General features: G+C 33.7%; 20 protein-coding genes and 1 pseudogene. 9 read left to right on the top strand and 12 right to left on the bottom strand.

Annotation, left to right across the window (positions count from 1 at the left end; all coding sequences use genetic code 11):
• Positions 1-71: 71 nt before the first annotated feature.
• Both pfkA and DMB65_RS15905 read right to left on the bottom strand, forming a co-directional pair.
• Complete coding sequence (pfkA, locus tag DMB65_RS15910; protein WP_110307622.1) at positions 72-1,058, bottom strand: 6-phosphofructokinase; 987 nt, start codon at positions 1,056-1,058, stop codon at positions 72-74.
• A 254-nt stretch (positions 1,059-1,312) separates the two neighbouring features.
• Positions 1,313-5,776, bottom strand: coding sequence for a translocation/assembly module TamB domain-containing protein (locus DMB65_RS15905; RefSeq protein ID WP_110307621.1), 4,464 nt, complete (start codon positions 5,774-5,776; stop codon positions 1,313-1,315).
• A 230-nt stretch (positions 5,777-6,006) separates the two neighbouring features.
• Here DMB65_RS15905 and tsaD point away from each other — a divergent pair, with 230 nt between their 5' ends.
• From tsaD to DMB65_RS15865, 8 genes are all read left to right on the top strand, one after another.
• Positions 6,007-7,029, top strand: a complete 1,023-nt coding sequence (gene tsaD / locus DMB65_RS15900) for a tRNA (adenosine(37)-N6)-threonylcarbamoyltransferase complex transferase subunit TsaD (RefSeq protein ID WP_110307620.1) — start codon at positions 6,007-6,009, stop codon at positions 7,027-7,029.
• 2 nt (positions 7,030-7,031) lie between these two features.
• A complete protein-coding gene (locus DMB65_RS15895) occupies positions 7,032-7,745 on the top strand; it encodes a 16S rRNA (uracil(1498)-N(3))-methyltransferase (protein WP_110307619.1) in 714 nt (237 codons plus the stop codon).
• An 18-nt stretch (positions 7,746-7,763) separates the two neighbouring features.
• Entirely contained in the window at positions 7,764-8,402 is a 639-nt protein-coding gene (locus DMB65_RS15890) for a DUF4159 domain-containing protein (RefSeq protein WP_110307618.1), read from the top strand.
• A gap of 10 nt (positions 8,403-8,412) precedes the next feature.
• Positions 8,413-8,910, top strand: a complete 498-nt coding sequence (locus tag DMB65_RS15885; RefSeq protein WP_110307617.1) for a TrmH family RNA methyltransferase — start codon at positions 8,413-8,415, stop codon at positions 8,908-8,910.
• Between the two features lie 156 nt (positions 8,911-9,066).
• Entirely contained in the window at positions 9,067-10,017 is a 951-nt protein-coding gene (locus DMB65_RS15880) for a zinc metalloprotease (protein ID WP_110307616.1), read from the top strand.
• Between the two features lie 78 nt (positions 10,018-10,095).
• Entirely contained in the window at positions 10,096-11,187 is a 1,092-nt protein-coding gene (locus DMB65_RS15875; protein ID WP_110307615.1) for an AI-2E family transporter, read from the top strand.
• 2 nt (positions 11,188-11,189) lie between these two features.
• Entirely contained in the window at positions 11,190-12,374 is a 1,185-nt protein-coding gene (locus DMB65_RS15870) for a THUMP-like domain-containing protein (protein ID WP_110307614.1), read from the top strand.
• Between the two features lie 2 nt (positions 12,375-12,376).
• The gene (locus DMB65_RS15865; protein WP_110307613.1) at positions 12,377-12,940 is read left to right on the top strand and encodes a hypothetical protein; all 564 of its coding nucleotides are present in this window, start codon (positions 12,377-12,379) and stop codon (positions 12,938-12,940) included.
• On the opposite strand, the gene DMB65_RS15860 is transcribed toward DMB65_RS15865, so the two are convergent.
• The 10 genes and pseudogenes from DMB65_RS15860 to DMB65_RS15820 form a co-directional block, all read right to left on the bottom strand.
• The gene (locus tag DMB65_RS15860; RefSeq protein ID WP_230470702.1) at positions 12,941-13,540 is read right to left on the bottom strand and encodes a M15 family metallopeptidase; all 600 of its coding nucleotides are present in this window, start codon (positions 13,538-13,540) and stop codon (positions 12,941-12,943) included.
• A 239-nt stretch (positions 13,541-13,779) separates the two neighbouring features.
• Positions 13,780-14,007 carry a hypothetical protein gene (locus DMB65_RS22485; RefSeq protein ID WP_230470697.1) on the bottom strand — a complete coding sequence of 76 codons (228 nt, stop codon included), beginning with the start codon at positions 14,005-14,007 and terminating at the stop codon, positions 13,780-13,782.
• Between the two features lie 5 nt (positions 14,008-14,012).
• Positions 14,013-14,858 (bottom strand): hypothetical protein, encoded by an 846-nt coding sequence (locus DMB65_RS15850; protein ID WP_110307611.1) that lies wholly within the window; start codon positions 14,856-14,858, stop codon positions 14,013-14,015.
• 119 nt (positions 14,859-14,977) lie between these two features.
• Complete coding sequence (locus tag DMB65_RS15845; RefSeq protein ID WP_110307610.1) at positions 14,978-16,099, bottom strand: alpha/beta hydrolase; 1,122 nt, start codon at positions 16,097-16,099, stop codon at positions 14,978-14,980.
• A 24-nt stretch (positions 16,100-16,123) separates the two neighbouring features.
• The gene (locus DMB65_RS15840) at positions 16,124-17,422 is read right to left on the bottom strand and encodes a glycosyl hydrolase family 8 (protein WP_110307609.1); all 1,299 of its coding nucleotides are present in this window, start codon (positions 17,420-17,422) and stop codon (positions 16,124-16,126) included.
• Between the two features lie 8 nt (positions 17,423-17,430).
• Entirely contained in the window at positions 17,431-18,981 is a 1,551-nt protein-coding gene (locus DMB65_RS15835; RefSeq protein WP_110307608.1) for a glycoside hydrolase family 43 protein, read from the bottom strand.
• A gap of 29 nt (positions 18,982-19,010) precedes the next feature.
• Positions 19,011-19,973, bottom strand: a complete 963-nt coding sequence (locus tag DMB65_RS15830) for a glycoside hydrolase family 43 protein (RefSeq protein WP_110307607.1) — start codon at positions 19,971-19,973, stop codon at positions 19,011-19,013.
• Positions 19,974-20,045: 72 nt separating this feature from the next.
• Positions 20,046-20,246 (bottom strand): annotated as a pseudogene (locus DMB65_RS22180) (hypothetical protein); the annotation flags it as partial.
• Between the two features lie 128 nt (positions 20,247-20,374).
• Complete coding sequence (locus DMB65_RS15825; protein ID WP_165834968.1) at positions 20,375-21,223, bottom strand: TIM-barrel domain-containing protein; 849 nt, start codon at positions 21,221-21,223, stop codon at positions 20,375-20,377.
• Positions 21,224-22,112: 889 nt separating this feature from the next.
• Positions 22,113-24,227, bottom strand: a complete 2,115-nt coding sequence (locus DMB65_RS15820) for a thioredoxin domain-containing protein (protein WP_110307605.1) — start codon at positions 24,225-24,227, stop codon at positions 22,113-22,115.
• A gap of 296 nt (positions 24,228-24,523) precedes the next feature.
• Here DMB65_RS15820 and DMB65_RS15815 point away from each other — a divergent pair, with 296 nt between their 5' ends.
• A complete protein-coding gene (locus tag DMB65_RS15815) occupies positions 24,524-25,990 on the top strand; it encodes an MFS transporter (RefSeq protein WP_110307604.1) in 1,467 nt (488 codons plus the stop codon).
• The last annotated feature ends 15 nt before the right edge of the window (positions 25,991-26,005 follow it).

Here is a 26,005-nt window from a genome sequence, read left to right as displayed (position 1 = left end):
ACTCGATTTTGTTTTTGTTTTTATTTTACTAATTTAAAGTTTAATTTCCTCACTATAAACTTCGTTCCTTATTATGTTGACATGATATCAGATACCCTTAATAATTCCATATCAATTTCAGATTTCCCTTTAATTGCTTGTTCTAACGGTGTCAGTGTTACTTTATCCTGCTGTAAACCAACCATATAATTTGACTTACCATCTAACAATGATTCTACTGCTTTTACTCCTAAACGGCTTGCTAAAACCCGGTCGAAGCATGATGGAGAACCACCGCGCTGCATGTGTCCGAGAACTGAAACACGGACATCATACTCAGGTAAATTAGCTTCAACATAATCTTTTAATTCGAATACGTTTTTACCAATTTTATCGCCTTCTGCAATAACTACTATACTTGATGATTTTCCTGAAGCTTTACTTTTTTGAAGAGAGTCTAAAAGTCTTTCCAGACCTAAATCTTCTTCGGGAATAAGGATTTCTTCGGCTCCTGCACCGATACCTGCATTAAGAGCTATATGCCCGGCATCCCTACCCATAACCTCCACAAAAAACAAACGGTTATGTGAACTGGCAGTATCCCTAATTTTATCAATACAATCTACAACTGTATTTAAGGCTGTATCGTAACCCAAGGTGTGACTGGTTCCAAAAATATCGTTATCAATTGTACCTGGAATTCCCATTACCGGAAAACCATATTCAGCATTAAAAATTAATCCCCCGGTAAAACTTCCGTCCCCACCTATAACTACAAGAGCGTCAACGCCTGCTTTTATAAGGTTATCATACGCTTTTTTTCTACCTTCAGGGGTTCTGAATTCAATTGAGCGTGCCGATTTTAAAATCGTCCCTCCTTTGTTTACAATATTATTTACACTTCGAGGTCCCATTTCTTTGAAGTCTCCCTCAATCATTCCCTGATAACCTCTATAAATTCCCAAACATTCTATATTATGATAGGCACATGTTCGAACAACGGATCGTATTGCGGCATTCATTCCTGGCGAGTCTCCCCCTGAGGTAAGGACACCTACTTTTTTTATTGTTTTTGGCATTATTTAAGTATTAAAGTGTAAAATTAGCAAACATTCATCACTTTTCAGTTGATGCTTATAATAAATTAGTAAAAACATCAAATTCAAACGTTTTCGGTTAATAAGTTTTTATATAGTAAAAAATTCATTAAAAATAATAAAAGCATGCTTTTTTAGTTAAAAATGTAAAATTAACAATCTACAAATGAAGTGTTATAAAATTATAGTTTTTGATAATTCATAAAAGTACTCAAAAAATCGCTTAACAATTTTGCTTAAAAATCATCATCAGGAATCAGTCCCTGGTCATTACTCTTTTGTTGCTCTTGTTGTTTTTCTTCTTTTTTATCAGATTCTTTTTTATCCCTTTCAGCTTGTTTTTTAGCGTTTGTAAAATTTATATAATCAGGGTTTAAATTAGAATCCTGTAAATCGTTTGGATTTTTAACCGTTTTTTCTACTTTATACTTCTTAAAAATTTTATTGACTAACTCACTAAAAGTATCAAAATCTACTTCATAACTAATCCCAACTCCTTGTGTATAACCAATTCCCTGTCCTACGTAACTAATATCGTTTTCCTTATTAAACAAACGCAGATTTGCAGTTCCGTCTTCATTAATCCTATATTGTACCTCAATGTCCCCTACAATTGCCGATTCATTTATACCTCCTACCGGAACACCTACTTTTCCATTAATAGTAATCCGTTCATTTATTTGCGAAGATACCGTGGCTACTACCCTTCCATCAGCCTCCTGACCTATACGCCTGTCAGCTGAAACATAATTAAACCCAACATCAATTTTATCATTATCCGACTTAATGATACCTCCCAATAAGCTCATAGCTGTTTCGGATAATGTTCCTGATAAATCTCCCTGACTAAAACCATCTGTACTCATAAAAGAACCTGTAGACAATAGATATAAAGCCTGGGTCTGACGAATGTCTTTATCATCCAGTTTATATTGTATTTCTGATTTCAAAACATTACTTACAGAAGGAAACTGAATATCAAAATTTGGCTCAGGGCTAGTTAAATCGCCTCTTAAACCAATGACAACCTCTACAGGAACTTTTTTATTGAATGAGGAATTTTCTAATAATACAGCAGGATTCGCAATTGTTTTGTATACGGCTTCTAAATTTAATTGTGCCTTCATAGGGTTTCCTTCCCAAATAATTGACCCCCCTTTTCTAACAGCAAATTTTTTATCTATTAATCCGCCATATTTAAAGTTATAGGTACCTTCATAAGCCTGGAAATCCCCCCACATATTAAACTTACCAAGGGTATTTATTTTAAACAAAAGTGATCCATAACCTCTGCCTTTCATTCCGTGTCCGGAATCCCTGTCCAAAATAACCTCTATTTCTGCATCTGGTGTAATGTCAAAATCAAATTCTAATTCCAGACCATTATAATTTCTTGTTCTATCTACAATACCATTGGCCAAATTATATTTTTCCTTTGGTGTTACAAAATGGATAAAACTTTTTTCTTCTACACTTTGTACATTATTTATTGGAATTTTTATTTGAGTATCTTTACCAGATTTTGCGTCAACTTTAATAAATAAGGCTTCTGTTGGCCCTGTTATACTTGCTTTACCATTAATAAAAGCTGTTCCATAATATGCCGCATCATCACTATCCTTTGTATCAAGTGCCAATAATTTTTTTGAAGTTATCGTTAAATCTAGTTTCCAGTCTCCAAAATTCTTATGCTCGATGCTTCCATTCAGCATGCCCTTAGTTTTAAACTTCGTATCTGTAAGCTGATTATTCCTGAACAAAAACTTTTCATCTGTTAAATCTACGACAGTGCGGTTATTTAGCTCATAATCCGTATTAAGGTAGGTCACCGTCATGCCGGCTTTTTCTAAATAAAGCCTTCCATTGATTTCAGGTTTTTTAAGATTCCCGGCAATCGCAGCATTTCCGGAGACACTTCCTCGTATGTTGGATAAAACATTCCCTCCAATTGTGCTCAAAGCCGCCAGATTAAAGTTGTCGAGCTTTAATTTTAAATCTAATATTGTCTCTTTATTCTGAATCGCAAAACTTCCTTCTGCTTTGAAAGATTGGGCATAATTGTTTTCGACAGAAGAATTTATGGTAAACTTTTTAAACGTTTCGTCTCCCGAAATATCAAATTTCAAAGTTCCGAGGTCTATTTTATTTAAATTCAAATCATCGATTTCAATTGTAGCTGTTGGCTGGTAGCTATTTTTATTCTGTTTAAAATTTACGTTTCCGTTAAGGTTACCGTTCACAACAAATTTTTTATTCAGAGGAGTAATTTTATTGATGTCGACATCTTCAAAATTCAACACCAAATCTTTATAGTCGGTTCCTTTTATAATGCCGTTCAAATCAATTTTCTGATTTTCATGAGACAATATGATGTTATCAATTGTAAAATTTTTAAATTTCTGATCAAAAACTACTTTGTTATTATCTGCATCATCTTCGTTTAAATACCAGAGATAGTCTTTAAACTTTATCTCAGATTTATGAAGCCCTACTATATTATTTTTGCTTTTATCTATTGTATGGTAAAGGTTTAAATTAAAGTAATCCTCGCCTTTATTTCCTCCCTTGAATTCAGAGCGGACAAAAAGGGTGTCTTTTGCTGTTACATTAATCAGATTAAAGTCCCGAATTTTGTAGTATGGTGTTTTAATGCTATCCAGTTCTATAAATGCATTATACAAAGGGTTTTTATTATCAATATTGATTCGGATATTATCAAATGTATTTTTTGAGGCTGTTATCTTTTTGGAGTTAAATCGAAATTTGAATTCATGATTGTCAGCATCAATTCTTCCACGTAAAGCGGTACTCGAATCAATTTCAATATCCGGATACAACATTTCTACCACTTTATTGTAAACATGAAAATTAAAACGAAGGAATTGTCCTTTTTTAACTTTATAAGGTTTGTAATTTGTATAAAGGCTTCCAACAGAGTTCATGACCAGTTTATCTAACTGATCAAATTGAAACTTACCTACTATTTGACCGTTTACAACATCTGTCGAATTTATAGAGATGGTACGTAACTGATCTGCATCAAAGCTGGAATTGATGGTTACTTCATCAAAAACATAAGTTGATTTTGGATTTTGGTAAACGGCGTCTTTTATAAAGATATTTCCGTGTAAACTTTGAATAGAATTTCCGCTGACCTGTACAATGGCATCACCTGTAAAACTGGAAATTGAGTCATTTACAAATTTTAATTTTCGTAAATCCGAATTTTCTACATTAATATGAAAGTCATATCTGTTTTCACGTTTACTCAAATCAACCAATCCGTCAAAAGTCAAATTTAAATTAGGATCGTTAACCGCAACCTTTCCTTTGTAATATGGCAATTTAAAATTTCCATTTACAACAATATTATTATAAGTGTAATTATTATAATCCAGCTTAGTAATATCTCCTTTTACAATGGTATTTAAATATTTCTTAGAAAAGCCAACCCCGTCAATATCTAAATTTAAGGTTGTTTTACCAATATCTTTCCTCTTTAATAAAGCACCAACATTAAAATTATCCAAAACAATATTTCCTGAATAAGATGCCTTATCAATAAAATCCATATTGTTTATATGCAGTTCAGCCTTTCCATTACCCAAATCAGTTGCTACTCTAAATTTGGATTCTAAATCTGTGATCGAAACTTTTGCCGTACCTACAATATTAAACCTGCCTATTCTTTGCATTTCTTTAGGAAGTTTTTTTCCTAAAACATTCGGCAGCAAAACAACCAGATTATCATAACTGGAAATCAGTTTATCAAATTTACCACTCATAGAAAACTTTTGAGTTTTGTTTCCTAAAAGATTTCTAAAATTAATATTTCCTACAATCCGTGAGCCATTTGTATCACTGAATCTCAAGTGTTTCAGATTAAGGTTATTGAGGGGACCTTCTATCTTTGTTTTTATTTTAAAATGCTGATTTTTTCCTAATTCATTGTAAAAATAACGTATATCGTTAGAAGCTAATGAAGCAGAATCTAATTTAACATCGAACCTTACTTTATCTGTGAATTCCAGAAAATCTTTGATGTTATAATTTAAAATCGCTTTACCGTAAATATTGGATCTTTTGGTTGTTATAGCTAAATTTTCAAGTTTAATTTGTTTTCTGGTATAGCTGAATTTGGAACTCAAATTTGATACATATAAGCCTCTGTGGTCTAAAAAAGAAAATCTGTGAATATTTGTATTTATTTCAGAACCGTATAATTTAAATTCACTGATATAAATATTCAGTTTTTTAAAGTCTATAAGCTTCGGTGTCTTTTTATTTTCGTCAATTACAGAAAATGTACCTTGAGCAATATAAGCATTTTTAGCTGTTAACAAAAAGTGCTTTTTTGATTTGGTTGGTTTTCCAGATTCGAATAATCGTATAAAAACATTGATATTATTCTCATCTTCATTTTTATAGGTTTTCAGATTAAAAATCAGACCTGTCAGGCGGACATCTCCAAAAATCAAATCACCATCTATAAGTCTTGAAACACTTAAAATGTCTGTAGTAATAATATCTGAATAAATTAAAGTCTTTTTGTGATGATCCAGAATCAATACTTTTTTAAGTTTGACCCCACCAAAAACATTTATTGCTACTTTTTCAATACTAATATTGGTTTTAAAATCGGCATTGAGAGTATCTGTAATATAGTGTGCAATTTTAGTTTGTACGAAAGGCAAAGACAATGTAATAGCAAATACCAGTACAAGTAAAACGAACCCTATTAGGGTTCTGGATATTATTTTTTTTACTTTTTTGATAGCTGCTTTTATTTTAGTTGTCTTTTAAATTCATTTTGAACAGTCAAAGAACGACTGTTTTTTGATAAAAATTCTTTAATTTTGGCTCCTCCTTTACAATCAAAGAAAGTTGAAAATTTGATTTGTCAAATATAATTCAAAATTTGTGCCTTTATATGCAAAATTCAGAGGTTTTTATTCTTGCCATCGAAAGTTCCTGCGATGATACTGCCGCCGCGGTTTTACATAACGACAAAGTACTATCAAATGTTGTAGCAAACCAGTTAATTCACAATCAATATGGCGGAGTTGTTCCTGAATTGGCTTCCCGGGCACATCAACAAAACATTGTACCGGTTATTGATGCTGCATTACGCAAAGCAAATGTACAAAAAGAGCAATTAACAGCTATTGCTTTTACACAGGGTCCGGGCTTAATGGGGTCGTTACTTGTTGGGAGCTCCTTTAGCAAATCATTGTCATTGGCTTTAAAAATTCCACTGATTGCTGTAAATCATATGCATGCCCACATTTTGGCCCATTTTATAGACGAAGAAGGCTTTGATAAACCTGAGTTTCCGTTTTTAGCCTTAACTATTAGTGGCGGACATACACAAATTGTAAAAGTCAATGGCTATTTTGATATGGAAATCATAGGTGAAACTACTGATGATGCTGTAGGAGAAGCTTTTGACAAGAGTGCCAAAATCCTTGGACTTCCTTATCCGGGTGGTCCTTTAATAGATAAATATGCGCAGTTAGGAAACCCGAAAGCCTTTGCTTTTACAAAACCAAAGGTACCCGGATTAGATTTTAGTTTCTCAGGATTAAAAACTGCCATTTTATATTTCATTCAAAAGAAAAAAATTGAAAACCCAAATTTCATTGAAGAACACCTAAATGACATTTGTGCTTCGATACAAGATACGATTATTGAAATTTTGATGGACAAGTTAAAATTAGCGGTAAAAGAAACAGGAATTAAGCAAATCGCTATTGGTGGCGGGGTTTCTGCAAATTCAGGAATCAGAACTACACTGAAAGAAACTGAAAAAAAATACGGTTGGAAAACCTTTATTCCAAAATTTGAATATACTACAGACAATGCCGCAATGATAGGAATTGTAGGCTATCAGAAATATTTATCAGGCCGTTTTGAAACCTCAGCTGTTGTTTCTAAAGCGCGAATTCAATTTTAATTATGCAATTATTCTACAATCCGGGTATAGATGAAACGACTGAAACTTTTTCTTTTGATAAAGAAGAAAGCCGTCATATAATAAAGGTATTACGAAAAAAAGATTCTGATATTTTACACGTTACAAATGGCTTAGGGTTATTGTTTGAAACCAAAATCACGCTGGCTTCAGACAACAAATGTATTGTTGAAGTACTTTCGGTAAAAAAATCCCCTGAACCTAAATTTCATTTGCATTTAGCTGTAGCCCCTACAAAAATGAATGATCGCTATGAGTGGTTTTTGGAAAAAGCAACAGAAATTGGTGTACGGGAAATTACACCTGTTTTTTGCGACCGCTCAGAAAGAAAAGCAATAAATGCTGAACGTTTTGAGAAAATAATTCTTTCGGCAATGAAACAATCAAACGAAACTTTTTTACCAAAATTAAATTCCTCAATTTCATTTAAAGAATTCATCAAACAAAAAAGTGAAGGCCTGAACCTTATTGCACATTGCGAAGAAACAGCTAAAAAATCACTGAAACAAGTCTTGAAACCAAACGAAAATGTAACCCTCTTAATTGGTCCTGAAGGCGATTTTTCTGAAAAGGAAATTGCATTGGCTCTCGAAAATAATTTTCAGCCTGTAACTTTAGGAAATACCCGTTTACGTACTGAAACGGCAGCAGTTGTTGCCTGTCATAGTGTTGTTTTTTTTAATGAAACTACAAATTAACCAAACCATAAAATTGGTATGAAAAAATTATTCTGTTTGTTTTTATTGCTTTCGGTTTCCTGCTTTTCACAAGAAATCGCTTTACTAAAATATAATGGTGGCGGAGACTGGTATGCAAATCCAACTTCATTACCTAATTTAATCCGGTTTTGTAATTCGAATATTTATACTCAGATAAAAGCTAAACCATCAACGGTCGAACCCGGTAATCCTGATTTGCTTTCCTACCCTTTTGTACATATGACGGGACATGGAAATGTTGTTTTTAGCGATACTGATATAAGCAATCTTAGAAATTATCTAAACGGAGGAGGTTTCCTTCATATTGACGACAATTACGGAATGGATCAGTACATCCGAAAAGAAATCAAAAAAATTTTCCCAAATAACAATTTAGTTGAAATTCCGGCTAGTCATCCTATTTTTCAAAAGCCTTTTCCTTTTCCGAACGGATTACCAAAAATTCACGAACACGATGCTAAAAGACCACAGGCATTTGGGATTTTTGTAGAAAACAAACTTGTCCTGCTCTATACTTACGAATGCGACCTTGGTGATGGCTGGGAAGATCCCGAAGTAAATAATGATCCGGCTGAAGTACGCCAAAAAGCACTAAAAATGGGTGCTAATATTATCAATTATATTTTTACCAATTAATACCCAAAAAGTGCAGCTTACTCACAAAGAAAATCAATTTGAAAGAAAAACATTTCCAATAACACTTGTTTGTGATCATATCTATTTTCAGCAAAATATTGGTTCTCTTTTTAGGATTAGCGAAGCATTTGGAGTCGAAAATATTATTTTTTTAGGTAAAAATATCCCCTTAACTCCCAGAAAAATAAATAAAACTTCAAGAAGTACCCATCTTCATGTTCCTTATACTGTCGTAGAAGAAACGGCAGCATTAATAGATTATTTAATCGAAAATAACTTTGAAATTATTGCTTTAGAGATTACAAGTAACAGTAAACCTCTAAAAGAAATTAGTATTCCTGATAATAAAAAAATTGCTCTTTTAGTAGGAAGTGAAATTGACGGAATTAGTAATGACCTTTTAAAAATCTCAGATCAAATTGTTCATATTACTATGTTTGGGAAGAACAGTAGTATGAATGTCGTACAAGCTACAAGTATAATTTTGTACGAATTAACTTCTAAATAAAAATTTTAACACTTTGTAAGAACTAGATTTCATAAGGGTTTGTAAAATTCTGGTTAATAAAATGTTATAAAAAATTTTGTGGTATCTATTTTTTGTTATAAAATTGTATGAATATTTAACCTAAAAACAATTTTATAACAAAAAACCCCTTTTATCATGAAAAAAATTCTTTTTTCTGCAGTTACAGCCCTTGTGCTGTTTTCTTGCCAAAATGAACAAACAGAATCATCAGATTCAAGTTTAAATGTTGCTTCCAGACGTGTTTGTGCATCGCAACAAGTTTTAGAGGAGCAATTAAAAGCTGATCCTATGCTCGCTATCAGAATGAATGAAATTGAAGCTTTTACACACAAAAGTATTTTGACAAACCGATTAGTAAATGGTAAAATCGAAATTCCTGTTGTGGTAAATGTTTTATACAGAACTACTGCACAAAACATTTCGAATGCTCAGATTCAATCTCAGATTGATGTTTTAAACAAAGACTTCAATGCCTTAAATTCAGATTACAACAGTGTTCCTGCTCTCTTTTCAGGTGTAAAAGCAAATGTGGGAATAACATTCGTTTTGGATCAGGTAATTAGAAAATCGACTACCAAAACCCAATGGGGAACAAATGATGCGATGAAAAAAACTGCTCAGGGCGGATTAGCTCCTACATCACCAACAACGAAACTTAATTTATGGTCATGTGCTATTGGTAATGATATCCTAGGATATGCGCAATTTCCAGGAGGATCATCATCGACTGATGGAGTTGTTATAGATTACCGATATTTTGGTCTTTCTGGTGCAGCAAATGCCCCATTTAATTTAGGAAGAACAGGAACACACGAAGTGGGCCACTGGATGAATTTACGTCATATTTGGGGAGATGCAACTTGCGGAAGTGATTTAGTATCTGATACTCCAACTCATAATGAAGAAAATTATGGCACACCAGCTTATCCTCACTACAGCACATGTGCTGGAACACCGGTAGAAATGACCATGAACTATATGGATTATACTAATGACAATGCCATGTACATGTTCACATTAGGACAAAAAAGCAGAATGGCTGCCATATTCGCCTCAGGAGGTCCAAGAGCGGCTTTTGGAATTTAAAAAAACAAAAAGTTAATAATTAAAGCGAGATGTAACAATCTCGCTTTTTTTATATATTTTTAGTCAAAAATCAGATCCATGGTCACATCAAAAATTATTTCAAATGGGATTTTAAGAGCTTTAACCACAATAGTGGTTATAGGATTAATCTTGTACTTTTTATACGAAATACAAACTGTAATTGTATATCTGTGTATCTCCCTGATATTATGCTTGATTGCAAATCCTTTGGTACAGTTTTTAAAAAATAAATTAAAATTTAGTAACTCACTAGCAGCTACAACAACTATTATACTTTTTATTTTAATGATGGTTGGTTTTATCTTTTTGTTTGTTCCTTTAATTATTTCCCAGGCCAACAATTTATCACTTTTAGATACCGGAAATCTTCAGCAGCAATTTTTTGAAACGGAACGAAGCATAGAAAATTATTTTAATATGCAACATGTGGATTTAAATAAAGTACTGAAAGATTCGAAAATAACCACTGCTTTCAGTTTTGGTTATTTTACAAGTTTCATCAACTCGATCATGGGCCTTATGGCCGATATAGGAATGGGATTGGTTTCTGTTTTTTTTATAACCTTTTTTTTTATTAAAGACCAGGACGATTTCAAGGTGAGTGCAAAAAGAATCCTTCCTGATTCTAATGAGGATAAAATTTTAAACTCAATCACAAAAATAAACCATTTACTTACACGCTATTTTATTGGATTATTACTGCAATTAACTGTTGTATTCATTTTATACCTTATCGTTCTGATGATTTTCGGAAATAAAAATGCTTTTGTAATTGCTTTTTTATGTGCTATTTTAAATATCATCCCGTATATCGGACCCATTATCGGAACGATATTAGCGGCAATTTTAACAATGATCAGTTTGATTGGCAGTGATTTTCAATCGGAGATTTTGCCAACAACAATTTATGTCATAATAGGTTTCTTACTGGTACAGGCAATTGATAATAATATTAGCCAGCCCTTAATTTCATCAAAAAGTGTAAATTCGCATCCGTTAGAAATATTTCTCGTTACTTTAATTAGCGGAATTACTTTTGGAATTGCCGGAATGGTTATCGCTATTCCTGTTTTTACAATGTTAAAAGTAATTCTAAAAGAATTCTTTCCTGACAACAAGATTGTATCTGTTTTAACTGAAAAAATTTAGCATTGAACCCTTCTATTTTAAACCAAAACATTCAGCAATATATAACTCAAAATAGTGGTGCATCAATTACTAAATTAGCACTTCAGAAAAATCCTTTTCCCGAGACAGACTGGATATTGATTTTAAATCAAATTGAAGCAAAAACAAAGGCAAAAGAGAAATTACCAACCTGGTTTTCAACTGAAAATATCATTTATCCCGGTAAAGTTTCCATAGAGCAGACCTCTTCTGAAAAAACTGCAGCTTATAAAGCTTCTTTAATTACAGGGAAAACTTTAATCGACCTGACGGGAGGCTTTGGAGTTGACGATTATTATTTCTCTAAAAAATTTAAAGTGGTTGCGCATTGCGAAATAAACAACGATTTATCGGAAATTGTAAAACATAACTTCAAGCAATTAGAAGTAAAAAATTGCTTTTGTTATGCTGATGATTCTGCAAATATCTTAAACGAATCCGAACCAGGATTTAAATGGGACTGGATTTACATTGATCCTTCCAGAAGAAATGATGCAAAAGGCAAAGTTTTCATGCTTCAGGATTGCCTGCCAAATGTTCCTGAATCACTGGACTTTTACTTTGAAAAGACGGATTCAATCTTAATTAAAACGGCACCGTTACTGGATATATCAGCAGGTTTATCTGAATTGAAATTTGTAAAAAACGTTCATATCATAGCTTTGGAAAACGAAGTAAAAGAATTACTTTTTGAAATACATAATCATTATTCGGGTAAAATAACTATAAAAACGGCTAATCTTATAAAGGATAAAACCGAAACTTTCGAATTTGTTTTAGGGGAACTGGAATATCCATCGTTTCATTTGCCGCAAAAATTTCTGTACGAACCCAATTCAGCAATTATGAAATCAGGTGGTTTTGATGAAGTTAGTGTTTCTTTTCAAATAAATAAACTCCACAGACATTCACATTTATATACTTCGGATGAATTGATTGCTTTTCCGGGACGTCGTTTTGAAATAGAAAAAGTAATTTCGTATAACAAAAATGATATGAAAGCGGAGCTTTTAAATCAACAGGCAAATATCACCACACGAAATTTTCCTGACTCAGTAGATACTATTCGAAAAAAATGGAAAATAAAAAATGGAGGAAATTTATATTGTTTTTTTACAACTGATAAAAATGATACCAAAATAGTTTTAATTTGCAGAAAAATAACTTAAAAATGAAACACTTAATTACACTAACTTTTTTTCTTTTAAGCTTTACCACATTTGCCCAAAAACCTTGTGAATACAGTACCAATGTAACCGATTCAATTGGTACCTATAAAGTTACGAATGAATATTTGGTCAGTGAGAAAAACTTTGGCAATACCTCTAATTATATCTTTTTTTCTTTGGCACAAACTGACGGTTTACCAACGCTAAACCTTCAATTAATTCAAAAAAGTAAAGATTTCATTAAAGCGGATTGTTTTGATAAAAACTCAAAGTTATTTTTACAATTACAAAATGGTAAAGTGGTTACTTTATTGCATATCAATCAGGAGAATTGCGGGACGCTTATTCGAGATAAAGAATACAACAACAGGATAAATACAGGGATTTTCGTATTCATGAAAGATAATTATGAAGAATTAAAAAAATCCCCTGTGTCCATTATGCGAATCAAATATTTAACTGATATGCAGGACTTTATCATTAGAAGCGAATTAACTTCTGAAATGAATGGAAAAATATACCATCCGGATACTTATTTTATGGAAAACATCAGGTGTGTTGAATAATTAGTCACATTCCCATTTTTGATTGGAAACCTTATCTTTTAAGCCCGTCTTGAGATTATAATGCCACCATTCTGAATCAAAAGAACTAAAGCCATTTTTAGTCATTATTTTTTTAAGGAATTTTCTGTTCGACAGTACTTCTTTTGAAAGTTTAGTATAGTTATGACTCGCCTGAATTCCAAAGAAATCAAAGGGGGTTCCCATATCGGCCTCTTTTCCTTGGGCATCAACTATAGAAATATCAACGGCTCCACCTCTATTATGGATGGAGCCTTTTTTGGGATCTGCTACATACTCCGGATTCGAAACTATCTCCCACATTTTTTTCTGTATTGATAATGGTCTGTAACAATCGTACAGCTTTATTTTATAGCCCTTCTTCATAAAATCCTTATTCGCTTCTATCAAAGCCTGAACGGTCTTTAAACGTAAAAAACATTCAGCACAATCATAGACTTTGGCTTTCAAAAAATTATCCTCAGTTGCATATTTCATATCGTAAATAAAATCTTTACTGTACTCTTTTAAATTTACAAAAGTAGTATCTGCCAGAACTGCATCAGATGTATATACCTCATTTTGGGCATTGGAAGAAGCCATCCAAAAAAAAGAAACTAGAAAAAATAAAACATTTGAATATGAAATTACCTGTACGCTTGCTCTCATAATAAAGATTAACTGTGTTTAAGTAAATATAAACAAAACAATTTTCTATATCTCACCAGTCATCATAATATTTTCTTTTGTACCATGATTTTTAAGCATTCGAAAATGAGAACGCACAGCATGATAAAATGGATAAGAAGTATAAGGAAGGTCACATTCCTCTGCATAATGTTTTATAATAAGAGTAATATATGGATAGTAGGTATGCCCAACGCCAGGAAAAAGATGATGTGTGACATTATGGGTAAATCCTCCATACAAAAGTTGGCTAATTTACTGTTGGTACTAAAATCTTTAGTTACAATCATTTGGTGTAAAGCCCAGATAGCTGAAAGATTTCCTTCTTCATCTGCTACCGGAAAATGAGCATCCTCATCAACATGTGTCGAAACGAGTGCCATAACAACTAGCGCACTTCCGCACATGTACATAGTAACCCAGACAGAAGAATGCTTCGCGCAATAAACCAGCCGTTTTGACCCAAATTTCTACCATCAAAAAGCAATACATCCTGATCTTCGGATTGAATTTTTACAGTACGCTCCGGGTTTTCAGGTGCAAAAATAAAATTCTTACCCGTCTCTAAAGGAAGCGTTGCTATAAATTCATTCCTTCCACGATCGTCAAATGTGGTATGTCCCGCAAACTGAGGGATTTTTTCAGCCAAAGCTCGAATCTCAGTGTTGCTTGCAGGATATCTCGGAAAGGTTTCAGCTTTTCCATCCACTAAATAATTGCTTTCAAAATAAGAAGCAGGTATAAATTCCATATTAAATCCAGCCCTTCCTTCCAATTCTTTTGGAACTGGTTTATCCAATAGAATATTGATAACAAAACCTTTTTCTTTTGGTGTCACTATGATTTTGGAATCAAAATTAAATTCCTCATATCGCAAGGTGACTTCAATGGTATTTTTTGCTTTGTCAACTTTTCGACTAGTCATTTTTGGAATTAAATCCCATTGTTCCGGTGTGTTCTGAAGCCTGATGGCACCGCCGGTTACCGTTCTGACGCCGTGATGAATAAATTCTATTCCGGCCGTTTTTTCGTCAAAAAACATTCCGTTGTATTCATTGTTAAAAACCCAGACATTCAGTCCCGGAGTTTCGAAATATTCTTTTTCATTTAATACTAAATTCTGAGAAAAAGAACTGTTGGAAAGGCTAAAAAAACAAATAAATAAGAGTACTTGTTTCCATAAAGTTCTTTTAAAATGGAACAGAACTGTGGAAATGTTATTAAGTTTACGCATAATTTAGATTTTAATTTATCAATCCAAACAGCTGAATTGTTAGCTATTATGGTCAGCTTAATTCATCAGCAACTATTATTATGTACTTGTTCAGATCAATGGATTAGTATATTGAAAATCTATTCTTTAAACAAAAGCGGTGCTAATTCTTTGAAACTTCGGCGCCATGTTTGAAATTCATGCCCGGTGTTTTCCGAAACATAGGAAACAGCATTAAAGCCGGCAGTTTTAAGTGTTGAAACCGCATTTTTAACCCCATCAGGGCGCTCTTTACTTCCACAACTTAAAAAGATTAGTTTGACTTTTGATTTGTCCTTAATGTCTTCCGGCTTATAAGTTCCTCCACTAAGAAGTGCGTAGTGAGAGAAAACTTCAGGTTTATTAAGGGTTATCGATTTTGTTTCCATTCCTCCCATCGATAATCCCGCCATTGCACGGTTAGCGTGATTGGCAAGGGTACGGAAATTTGAATCCATATAAGGAATTAATTCCTCTGTGAGAACATTCTGAAAGGGTTCAATTTTAAAACTTGCCAGACCACCATATTTAATTTCATTGGTCATTCCGTAGGTCATTACAATAAGGAATGGTTTTATTTTACCTTCTGCAATTAAATTATCCATAATCAAATTAACACGTCCCTGATTGCTCCACGCTGTTTCATCTTCTCCCCAGCCGTGCTGCAGATACAAAACCGGATATTTCTTTGCTTTTTCTTTATCATAACCTGGCGGCGTATAAACATAAGCCCTGCGTGAGGTATTAGTGCTTTTTGAAGGAAAAAGAATTTGCTGCACATTTCCGTGCGGAACATTTTTTAAGGCATAAAAATCCTGATCATGAGCCGGAATTTCGATTCCGCTTTCCCAACGGGTAGAGCCGTAAAAATTGAGTGCACCCGGATCGTTAAAAACACCTCCGTCGACCGTTACGTGATAATAATGAAATCCTTCATCCATGGCGCCAGCGGTGGTGCCTCTCCACAAACCATCTTCCCCTTTGGCAAGGGGGGTACCTCCTTTTGCGCCACCTAGTCCAAGGCTTACAACAACTGATTTGGCTTCGGGAGCCAGGATTTGAAATCTGGCATAACCCTGAGAATTCACTTGTGGATATTCCTGTCCGGGCTGATTGACGGTTGAAGGTTTAAAATCTTCCGCAACAGCCTGATTGGTTTGTGAAAAAACTGTAAAACCTGATAAAATAAAGCCCCATAAGAGAACAATTGTATACTGTTTCATATTTTTATTTTTTAAGTTTAAATTTTATTTAACTGCCGGATTTATAATTTGATAATTCCCACTAAGATGCATTATACTAAAGAGATACATTAAACCATCATAATACGGATCAAAATAACCGTCCTTATACGGTTCAAGCTTCGCGTTCCAAAGCGCGTGAACAAAGTCCAGACTTTCCATATCAGGATTAACTAATGAAGCCGTAGCCGAGGTTGCTACCAATCCGATGGAATGTCGGAGTTTTTTAACCGGACCAGCCTGCAGTATAAATTCCGGTTTAGAACCATCGAGATTAAACTGATCGTCAAAAGTATCTAATCCCTTTGATCTAAGAAAAATTTGAAATTTTCGGGCATATTCTTCCTGCCATTTTTTATCTTTTCCATACCAGGTATAATCCATCGCAATGTTCATAGGCACACGCCACGAATCGTAACGAAATCCGGCGGGCATCCATGGTGTAGGATGCGGTTCTCCGGTGAATTCGGTGTAATCTGAATTTAATCCCGTTACCGGATGAGTCGCTTTATGGAGAAAATTACGCGAAACATCAGCACATTCCTTATAAAATTGCTCGTGGCCATCTTTGGCATACAAGGCCCATATTTCGTAAAACGCCGGAACATGGTAAGAAGGATCAGTCCAGTTGTATCCGCCACCTTCAGGCACGAAAGATATTTGTTTGTGTTCGGTATTGATGATATTATGAATATTACCGGTGCCGTCTTTTTTCCACATGGCATCCAATATTCTTCTGGCTTCATTGTAGTAATGTATTCCGGTATCATTTCCCCATTTGTTAGAAGCAAAAAGTAAACTGGTAATATAATATAATTCTCCATCTGAAGCAGAACCAGCCGAATTTTGCTTTTTGGTTTCAGGATTGACACTCCATGCAAAATAACCTTCTCTGGGTCCGTCCTGATGCTGCATGTATTTGACAGACCATCTCCAGATGCGGTCAAAAACCTCTTTTTTGTTAAGCTGAACCGCGACCATCATTCCATATGACATTCCTTCGGTGCGGGCATCTTTATTTTTGACATCCGAAACATATCCTAAAGAATCGCTTTCTTCAAAATATACTTTATTGGGTCCTTCAAAAACATCATAATAGGCTTTGGCTAATTTTTTTTCTATTTCAGCCTGACTATAACCTGCCTCCTTAAAAAGATTGCGGTATTGAGGTCTTTTTGATTCTGATTTTTCTGTTTTCTTTTTACTTTGACCAAAGGCTAAAACGGGTACAATGAATATGAAAACCAATATCAAATACCAAATTCTAATCAAAAAAACACTTGTGAAATTTTTATCTGTTATCATAATTTATCTTAGTATTTAATTCTAAACCAATCAAAATCAACATATCCACCCGTATTTTTTGTGGCATAATTGAATATGCCAAAACGATAGCCCATAAAATGCGGAAGCGTATACTTCATTTTTAAACTCTCCCCTATCGGCTTCCACCCTTTTCCATCTAAACTGTAGAAAAAAGCAGCTTCATCTTTTTTATTCGTAAAATCACAATCAATTTTGAAATAGACCTGGTTTTGATCTAAAGCGATTCGCTGTACTTCAACAGTTTTATCCTTATTAGTAGTAATCATTACTATTGCTTTTTTATCCCCTTCAACTTTTACCCCAACCAATCCGTATTCTTTTTGTAAAGCTGATAATCCGGCAAAATCACCTTCTTTCATTTTAGAAACATCCAGAGCAACAGAAGCCGAGCTGGTAGGACCAATAGTGCGTTGTGTTAATGTATTTCTGGCTAAAAGAAAATCAGTATCAATTCTTCCTGTTTTAAGACGCAGGAATCCTTTTCTTTCTTTTAAAGACCAGAGTTTATTATCCGGATTATGATTCCATTGCCAAACTAATGGCAATGCTACCTGACCGTTCTTGCGACTGAATTCATCAGAAGCAACCAAATTCGGAATCAAACCTCTACCGGCTGGCAGGTCTAACTTTTCCGGCACCTTGCCCTTTTCACCTAATATGGGCCAGCCGTCTTCCCATTGTACCGGAACCAGATAAGGAATGCGGCCAACAGCGCCATAATCCCGAAAAAGATAGGAAAACCAGCGTCCGTCAGGCGTATCTATCAATCCGCCCTGAGCAACACCTAAATCCTGCAAGGCTACTTTTCCCTCCCATGGACCATTAATATTGTCTGCCCGGTGTATGATTACGGTGCGCATTCCGCCCTGAGGCCAGCAAATATTAAATAAATAATATTTCCCTTTTATTTTAAACAACTGAGAACCTTCAGCACCTAACATGATGTTATTTCCGACAGGTGCACTGGCATTTTCTATAATAACTTTCTCCGGAACACCTTGTTTTATTCCTGTTAAATCATCATTTAGCTCTACCAATTTGATTTGACCGGCTCCGTAGATTAAATACGCTTTGCCATCATCATCAAAAAACAAGGAATGGTCGTGATAAGAAGGCTTAAAAGAAGCCCTTTGCCAATTTCCTTTTTCTATATCTTTAGTTTTAAAAATATAAGTTTCTCCTGTTGTTCCAGAAAAAGTGGTTACATAATATGTTCCGTTGTGAAACCGTAAACTACTTGCCCAGGAACCTCTTCCGTACATACTTTTTCCTTCTGTCAAATTTAGTTCCGGCTTATCGGCTAAAATATCATATGCATAGTTGATCAGTTTCCAATTGACAAGATCTGTGGATTTCATAATTGGCAGACCTGGACTCATGTGCATCGTAGTACTACTCATATAATAAGTTGCACCAACCCTGATTATGGCCATATCAGGCACATCAGCAAAAATTAACGGATTCTGGGCTTGTGCAAAAGTAACAGCCTGAATAAGCAAAACAAAGAAGAATAAAATGAACCTAATTCTTTTTTTCATAGGATAAAATATTAAATTAAGAATAACGTTTACTTGATTTTGCTGACACCTTCAGTAGTTTGTACTATTTTTTGAATGGTTCCGTCCTCATTATAATACATATAGTCTACACAAACAGAACGCCTGTAACTACCGCCTGTAGGCAAACTTCCGTTGTGATAAAAAAAATATGATTTGCCTTTGTAGTCAATAATACCCGGATGTGTTGTAAAACTGTTAGGTACATTTTCCTGAATAATGCCCTGATACGTCCATGGTCCGGCTGGATTTTTGGCGGTGCAATATTCAATCATTTCGGGTTTTGTTCCTGCGCTGGCATAGACCAAATAATAAATTCCTTTTCGTTTATATACCCACGGCCCTTCGATATAATTTTTAGGTTTAAAGGTGGTAACTGGGCTATCCAATTCAATCATGTTCTTTTTCAGTTTTACCCATTTACAGCTTCCATTTCCCCAAAACATATACGCCTGGCCATCATCATCGACAAATACCGTCGGGTCAATATCATCCCAGGCATACTTCATGTCGGTAGTCATTTCGTTAATGATAAGCGCTTTCCCAATCGCATCTTTAAAAGGACCAGTCGGACTGTCAGAAACTGCTACGCCTATTGCAGCACCGCCTGCACTGACCTCATTTTTTTTGTGAAACGTAGAAACAAACCAGTAAAACTTTCCATTTCGCTCGATACATTGTGCCGCATAAGCATCTCCGGTAGCCCAGGAAAATGTACTGGGAGATAGCGGCGATCCATGATCTTTCCAAGTAGCCATATCGGTTGTCGAATACACACGCCAATCAGCCATTTTATAATTAGTATCCTGCTCGGTTGCTACATCGTGTCCAGTGTATAAATACAAAGTTCCTTTATGTACGATAGGCGCCGGATCTGCAGTGAAAATATTTTTTATAATAGGATTTTGTGCTGTAGTTTTAAGTATTGACAGACAACATAGTAATGCAAATAAAATTTTGATGTGGTTTTTCATTGTAATATTTTTTGGTTTGTATAATTAATGGGTAATGTTGTGGTTATTATATCGCATTGAAATTCAGTATCATTAATTTGTCTTTTTTACTACCACTTTCTTCCCAACATACTTTATTGTTTCAGAAATGGTATTGTTTTGTTTTCCGGTGATCCAGACAATATTCATGGTATATTGGGCTGTTTGATCCTTATAACTTCCTTTTTGTTTTTCCAGCGTCAGGGTTTGATTTTTCTCGTTCCAGACCATAGGAATTTCAATATGCTTTCCTTTTTCATAATTGTAATATCACCTTCATCATTATAAATTGTAAACACTGCATCCTTACCGATATAAATCCGAATTTCAAGTTCATCTTGTTTAGAATTCGTATTCTGAATTACATTACCCATGGGTAGAATTTAGCCTTCTTTTACGAAAACCGGAATTTTGTCTAATGGTGCCGGAAAAGAAATCGTCTGTCCTCCTTCAAATCGCTTGCCGGTCCAGAAATCAAACCAGGCATTTTGCTTTGGCAGGTAAACCTCCCAATTGGTAACATCAGGAGCAGTAACAGGCGCTATTAAGAATGCCTTGCCAAACATATCTTCGTAAGCGTTACTTACAGCAGCGATGTCATTATTGAAATCCATAATCAAAGGAATCTCCTGATTCGTTGAATTAAAATAGGTCAGTCCATATTGATGCCATAACAATCCATATCCTTTATTGGATACCAAAAACGGAATAGCGATTTGTGTATTGACCTGAATTAATTTTCTGGTGGTATTTTTTAAATTATAAAAACCATCCTGAAACTGTCCTAATCCGAATAAATATTCATCCTGAGGAGATTCAAATCCTTGTTCAGCTATAAAACAAGGTTCTCCCATAATAGTATTGGGTTTTAATAACCTTGTATTTGCTTTTTCTCTAAGAAATACATTCCCTAATTTATCACTATAGGTCAGTACACCTGTTTTTTTATTGTAGTTAACTACAATACTTTTTGTGCTGAATTCTAAACTATTTGTATTTTCTTTTAATGAAAAACGGGGCGCATTAGGCTTATTTATGAAAACAAACTCTTGTGCTTCTTTTTTATTTTCTATTTGATATTGTATGCGTATCGATTTTTCGGTAAGAGAAATGATATTTAGTACACCCTCAGATAATAATTTATCTTTACTTAAGGCATACTTTTTATATTCTTGCGCACTAATGGAAGTGAACAAAAAGCCAAAAAGTAAAATGTATACAATCTTTTGCAATTTTATTTGCTGTGACCGTGCATGGCATAAGCTAAGTAAAACAAAAAACGCTAAAATGATTTTTAACTTCATGATTTAAATAATTCATTTTTAATTCTTGTTTGACTCAAAAAGCAGTTTTGTTCAATAAATGATTCTGTAATGAAAAAGCCGAAAGGGATTTAAACTTCCGGCTTTAATTTAAAAAACTAACACTAACATATTAGCTATAAAACTATTATGCAAATAACACATATAACCAATTATTAACTTTCAAACCCTTCTCAAAATTTTTTCAATACTGATTTTGGCCTATAATATCTTTATAAATTTTAATCACCACTATTACGTATTCTTTTTATGGCACTTCATTTCTATTACCAAAATGCATTGGGACTGCAATAAAACAATTGTTTAAACAAAATTAAAAGCTAATTAAGTCCCTACTAACAATAAGTGTATTTCTTACAAATATAAAGAAATAAATCAATACACAATCGGTTGTTTACTGTTTATTTTATTAGTTTTCAATAAATACTTACAATTAAAAACATTTTATTTGTTTAAAAAGGTTGTAAAATGAATTATATGTAATGAGCATATTGTTTGTTAATCGGGATTTAAAAATTTCCAGCAGTTAATTGAAATTTTCAAGAAACTCATAAAAGATAAAATTCAATAAAAACCGTATATCTCGAGCCGTAAATCAATCTAATTTTAACTCAAAAATCTTCAAAAAAGACAAACAGAATAATAACAATTGGTTGTTTATTGAAAAGTTATGATACATAAAATGAATAAAAAAGATAGTTTGTTGTTTTAAAAATAAAAACCTCCTTTTCAAACTCAAATATTGAAAAAGAAAGTTTATTTGTTCTGAAAAGACTATTATTGATGAAACGCCTATTACTTATAAACTATTTTTGATTTTTTCAACTGCCGTAACAACATCTCTTTCAGGCTTTTTACAAGCTTTATTTACACAGACATAGATATAGGTCTCATTATCTACAAAACGATTTTTTAAAATTGGGAGATTGCTTTCACTTGTAGCTCCGGCCAAAAGGATATTCGGCAGATAGTAACCGTAAAATTGAGTGGTTTTCCCAATAGCCTCTTTTCCAGAGAGGGCAACTTCAAAATAATTATCGGTATAATTTAGCATTAAATTTAACCAATTATAATATTCTGCAGGAGATTGTAAAGCTTCTTCGCTTACATTATTTAACATATTCTCCGCTGTTTTTGCATATTCATTATTTGAATAATAATGCCCCAACTGAAATAAATTATGTGCCATCATTGAATTTGAGCCTGGAATTACATTATCTGCAATTTCCATTTTTCTGGTAATTAGATTTTCAGAAGTGTCAGATGTAAAATAAAACATATTTGTTTTTTTATCCCAAAAATGTTTCATGGCATAATCTGTTAACTGTTTGGCTTTCCTTAGCCAATTTTCATCAAGTGTGATTTGGTACACCCCAATAAATGCATCTGTAACAGCAGCGTAATCTTCTGAAAAACCAGCAATAGTGCTTTTACCATCTTTGTAACTATGATATAAACTTCCATCTTTTTTAAGCTGACTGTTTACAATAAAGCTGGCATTTTTTAAAGCGATTTCCTTGTAATGCGGATTCCTGAACACACGATAAGCACTAACATAAGCTTTTATCATTAAAGCGTTCCATGAAGTAAGCGTTTTATTATCCAAATGAGGTAGCGGTCTTTTGTTTCTGGCTGTTAAAAGCAGTTGCTTACAGTTTTTTACTTTGGATTCAAGTTCTTTCAAACTCAATTTATTTTTAAGAGCAAAATCTTTATCAGATTGGTTTTTAAATAAAACATAGTTTTTGTTTTCCCATAAGCCGTTTTCATTAATATTAAAATACTTTTCAAAAAGAGCGTAATCAGATTTTAATATTGAGTGTAGTTCCTCCTTACTCCAGACATAATATGCGCCCTCTTCCAGTTTTCCAGCCTTGTTTTTACTATCGGCATCTACAGAAGAATAAAAAGCTCCGCTAGAGTCCATAAGCTCCCTTTCAACAAAATCCAGTGTTTCATGAACCGTTTTTTTATATAATTCGTCTTTGGTTACCAGATATGCATCGGAATACAAACTTACTAATTGTGCATTATCATAAAGCATTTTTTCGAAATGCGGTATGTGCCATTTTGAATCTGTTGAATATCTTGCAAAACCTCCACCAATGGCGTCGTAAATTCCTCCATCTGCCATTTTGGTAAGTGTCGTCTGAACATATTTCTGAATCGTTTTGTCTTTATTCTGAACACCGTAGCGAAGTAGAAAATGCAAAGATCCCGGCATGGGGAATTTCGTTTCACCAACTAATCCTCCATCTCTAAAATCTAAATCCTTCTGCCACGATTTCACAGCAGTAAAAATCTCCAATTTTTTAAAATTGGCTTCTTTATTATTGACAGTAATTAACTGTTGTTCGTGAATCCCTTTTATTAATTTATCTGCATATTCACTGGCTTTTTCAGGATTGTTTTGGTACAAATCAGCCAATTCAGTCAAGGCTTTTGTCCACTCCTTTTTTGTGAAATAAGTACCTCCAAAAATCGGACGACCGTCAGGAAGCGCAATACAGTTTAATGGCCATCCGCCTTTGCCTGTCATTAATTGAACTGCATTCATGTAGATTTGGTCAATATCCGGCCGTTCTTCCCTGTCGACTTTTATACTGATAAAATTATCATTCATTAATTTTGCCACAGCCTCATCTTCAAAACTTTCTTCCTCCATCACATGGCACCAATGGCAGGCAGAATAACCTATAGAAATAATAATAAGTTTATTTTGTGCTTTTGCCTTATTCAATGTTTCTTCATTCCATGCATTCCAATCTACAGGATTGTGTGCATGCTGCAAAAGGTACGGACTCGTTTCGCTGATAAGATTATTGGTGTATTTGTAATATTCCTCTTTAGCCTGTTTTTTGTTACAGCTTATAATAAAGCAGGAAATGATTAATAATAAATGTGTAATACGCATATATAAATGAGGTAAAAAGTGAGTATAACTAAATCAGTATGAGTGTCCGTTTTTAACTAAGAAGCTAAAATAATAATTTATATTTAATAGATTTACTATAAGGAAATTATGCTTCAAAAGTGCTATTAAACGCTTCAAAAGTGACAAACTTATTTCTGCTTTCAAACTATTTTTACGTTAAGGTTTAAGAAAAAGGATAAAAAAGAAGCCTTTTATTTTCTGACAAAAAACGATCTGAAAATATTTTTCAATCTTCACGATGATTAATGAAATAAGAAAAAACACCCCGTATATTTATGAGTAATACATCGCAAAAGCTTTCTGTATTAGAAAAAATTGGTTATAGTTTAGGAGATTTTGCTGCAAATTTGATTTTTCAGACTTTATTGACCTTTTTAGCTTTTTTTTACACAGATGTCTATGAAATTCCCGCCGGAACAGCAAGTATTATCATTTTTATTGGCGGTTTTATTGGTGCTTTTTTTAACATTATCATGGGAATTATTGCTGATCGCACTAAAACCAAATGGGGAAAATTCAGACCCTGGATAATATGGACTGCTTTGCCTTTCGGGATAGCCTCTGTTCTTTCTTTTTTAACTCCTGATTTTGAATTAAGAGGTAAAATAATCTACACATTCCTGACATACTTTTTTTTGGTCTTACTTTATGCCGCAAACAATTTGCCTTATGTTGCGTTAAGTGGTGTTCTGACTGGTGACATGAAAGAAAGAAATAGTCTTTCTTCCTATCGTTTCGTCGCTGTTATGGTTGCCCAATTTATAATCCAATCCCTTTTATTGCCATTGGTTTTAATTTTTGGACATGGAGATAAAGCAGTGGGTTTTAAAAATACAATGATCCTTTTTTCAGTTATTGGAGTAATTTGCTTGATGATTACATTTTTAAGTACCAAAGAAAGAATCACTCCTGGAAAGTACCAGGAATCTTCAATTAAGCAGGATTTTACAGACCTGTCTAAAAATGGACCATGGATCGTTATGATACTTGTCACTGTTTTGGTATTTATAACCTTATCTTTAAAAGGCGGAATGTATGTTTTTTACTTTAAATATTATTTAGATCCGGCTGCCCAAACTGTTTTTTTGGATCACATAGGTTTTACGTCATTTATTGGTAAACTGAATAGTTCATTAACATCAATGGGATTAACCAATTTTCAGTGGCCAAGAGACGTTTCTACATCTGCATTTAGTCTTTTCAATGCAGGAGGAATTATATTTATGATTTTTGGAATCATGTTTTCAAAATCACTCGCAGATTCCTTTGGTAAAAGAAATATTTATATCTCTTTTATTTTTTTATCGGCTATAAGCTTATTACTTTTTAATTTTTACAGCAAAACAGCTATTGTGATGGTTTTCCTGACTCAATTAGCACATGGATTCATTTACGGAGTAACCATTCCTTTATTATGGGCTATGTTTGCTGATGTGGCTGATTACAGCGAATGGAAAAACAATCGAAGAGCTACTGCTACTGTTTTTTCGGCAATGATTTTCGGAATCAAAATAGGGATAAGTATCGGTGGTGCCTTAGGTGCTGCTTTTCTATCTAAATATGGTTATGTAGCTGAAGAAGTAAATCAGGTACCGGCAGCGTTAGAGGGTATTAAGTTATCCATAAGCATATATCCCGGTTTGATATTCATCATAAGTGCTGTTCTATTATTCTTTTATGTGATAGATAAAAGTATGGAAATTGAGATTGAAAAAGATTTAAGAAAGAGAAGACAGAACTAACTTTTTATGCATGTC

Origin of the sequence: Flavobacterium cheongpyeongense (assembly GCF_003202435.1) — a bacterium.
Lineage (GTDB): Bacteria > Bacteroidota > Bacteroidia > Flavobacteriales > Flavobacteriaceae > Flavobacterium > Flavobacterium cheongpyeongense.
This window is presented reverse-complemented; position numbering and strand designations above follow the sequence as displayed.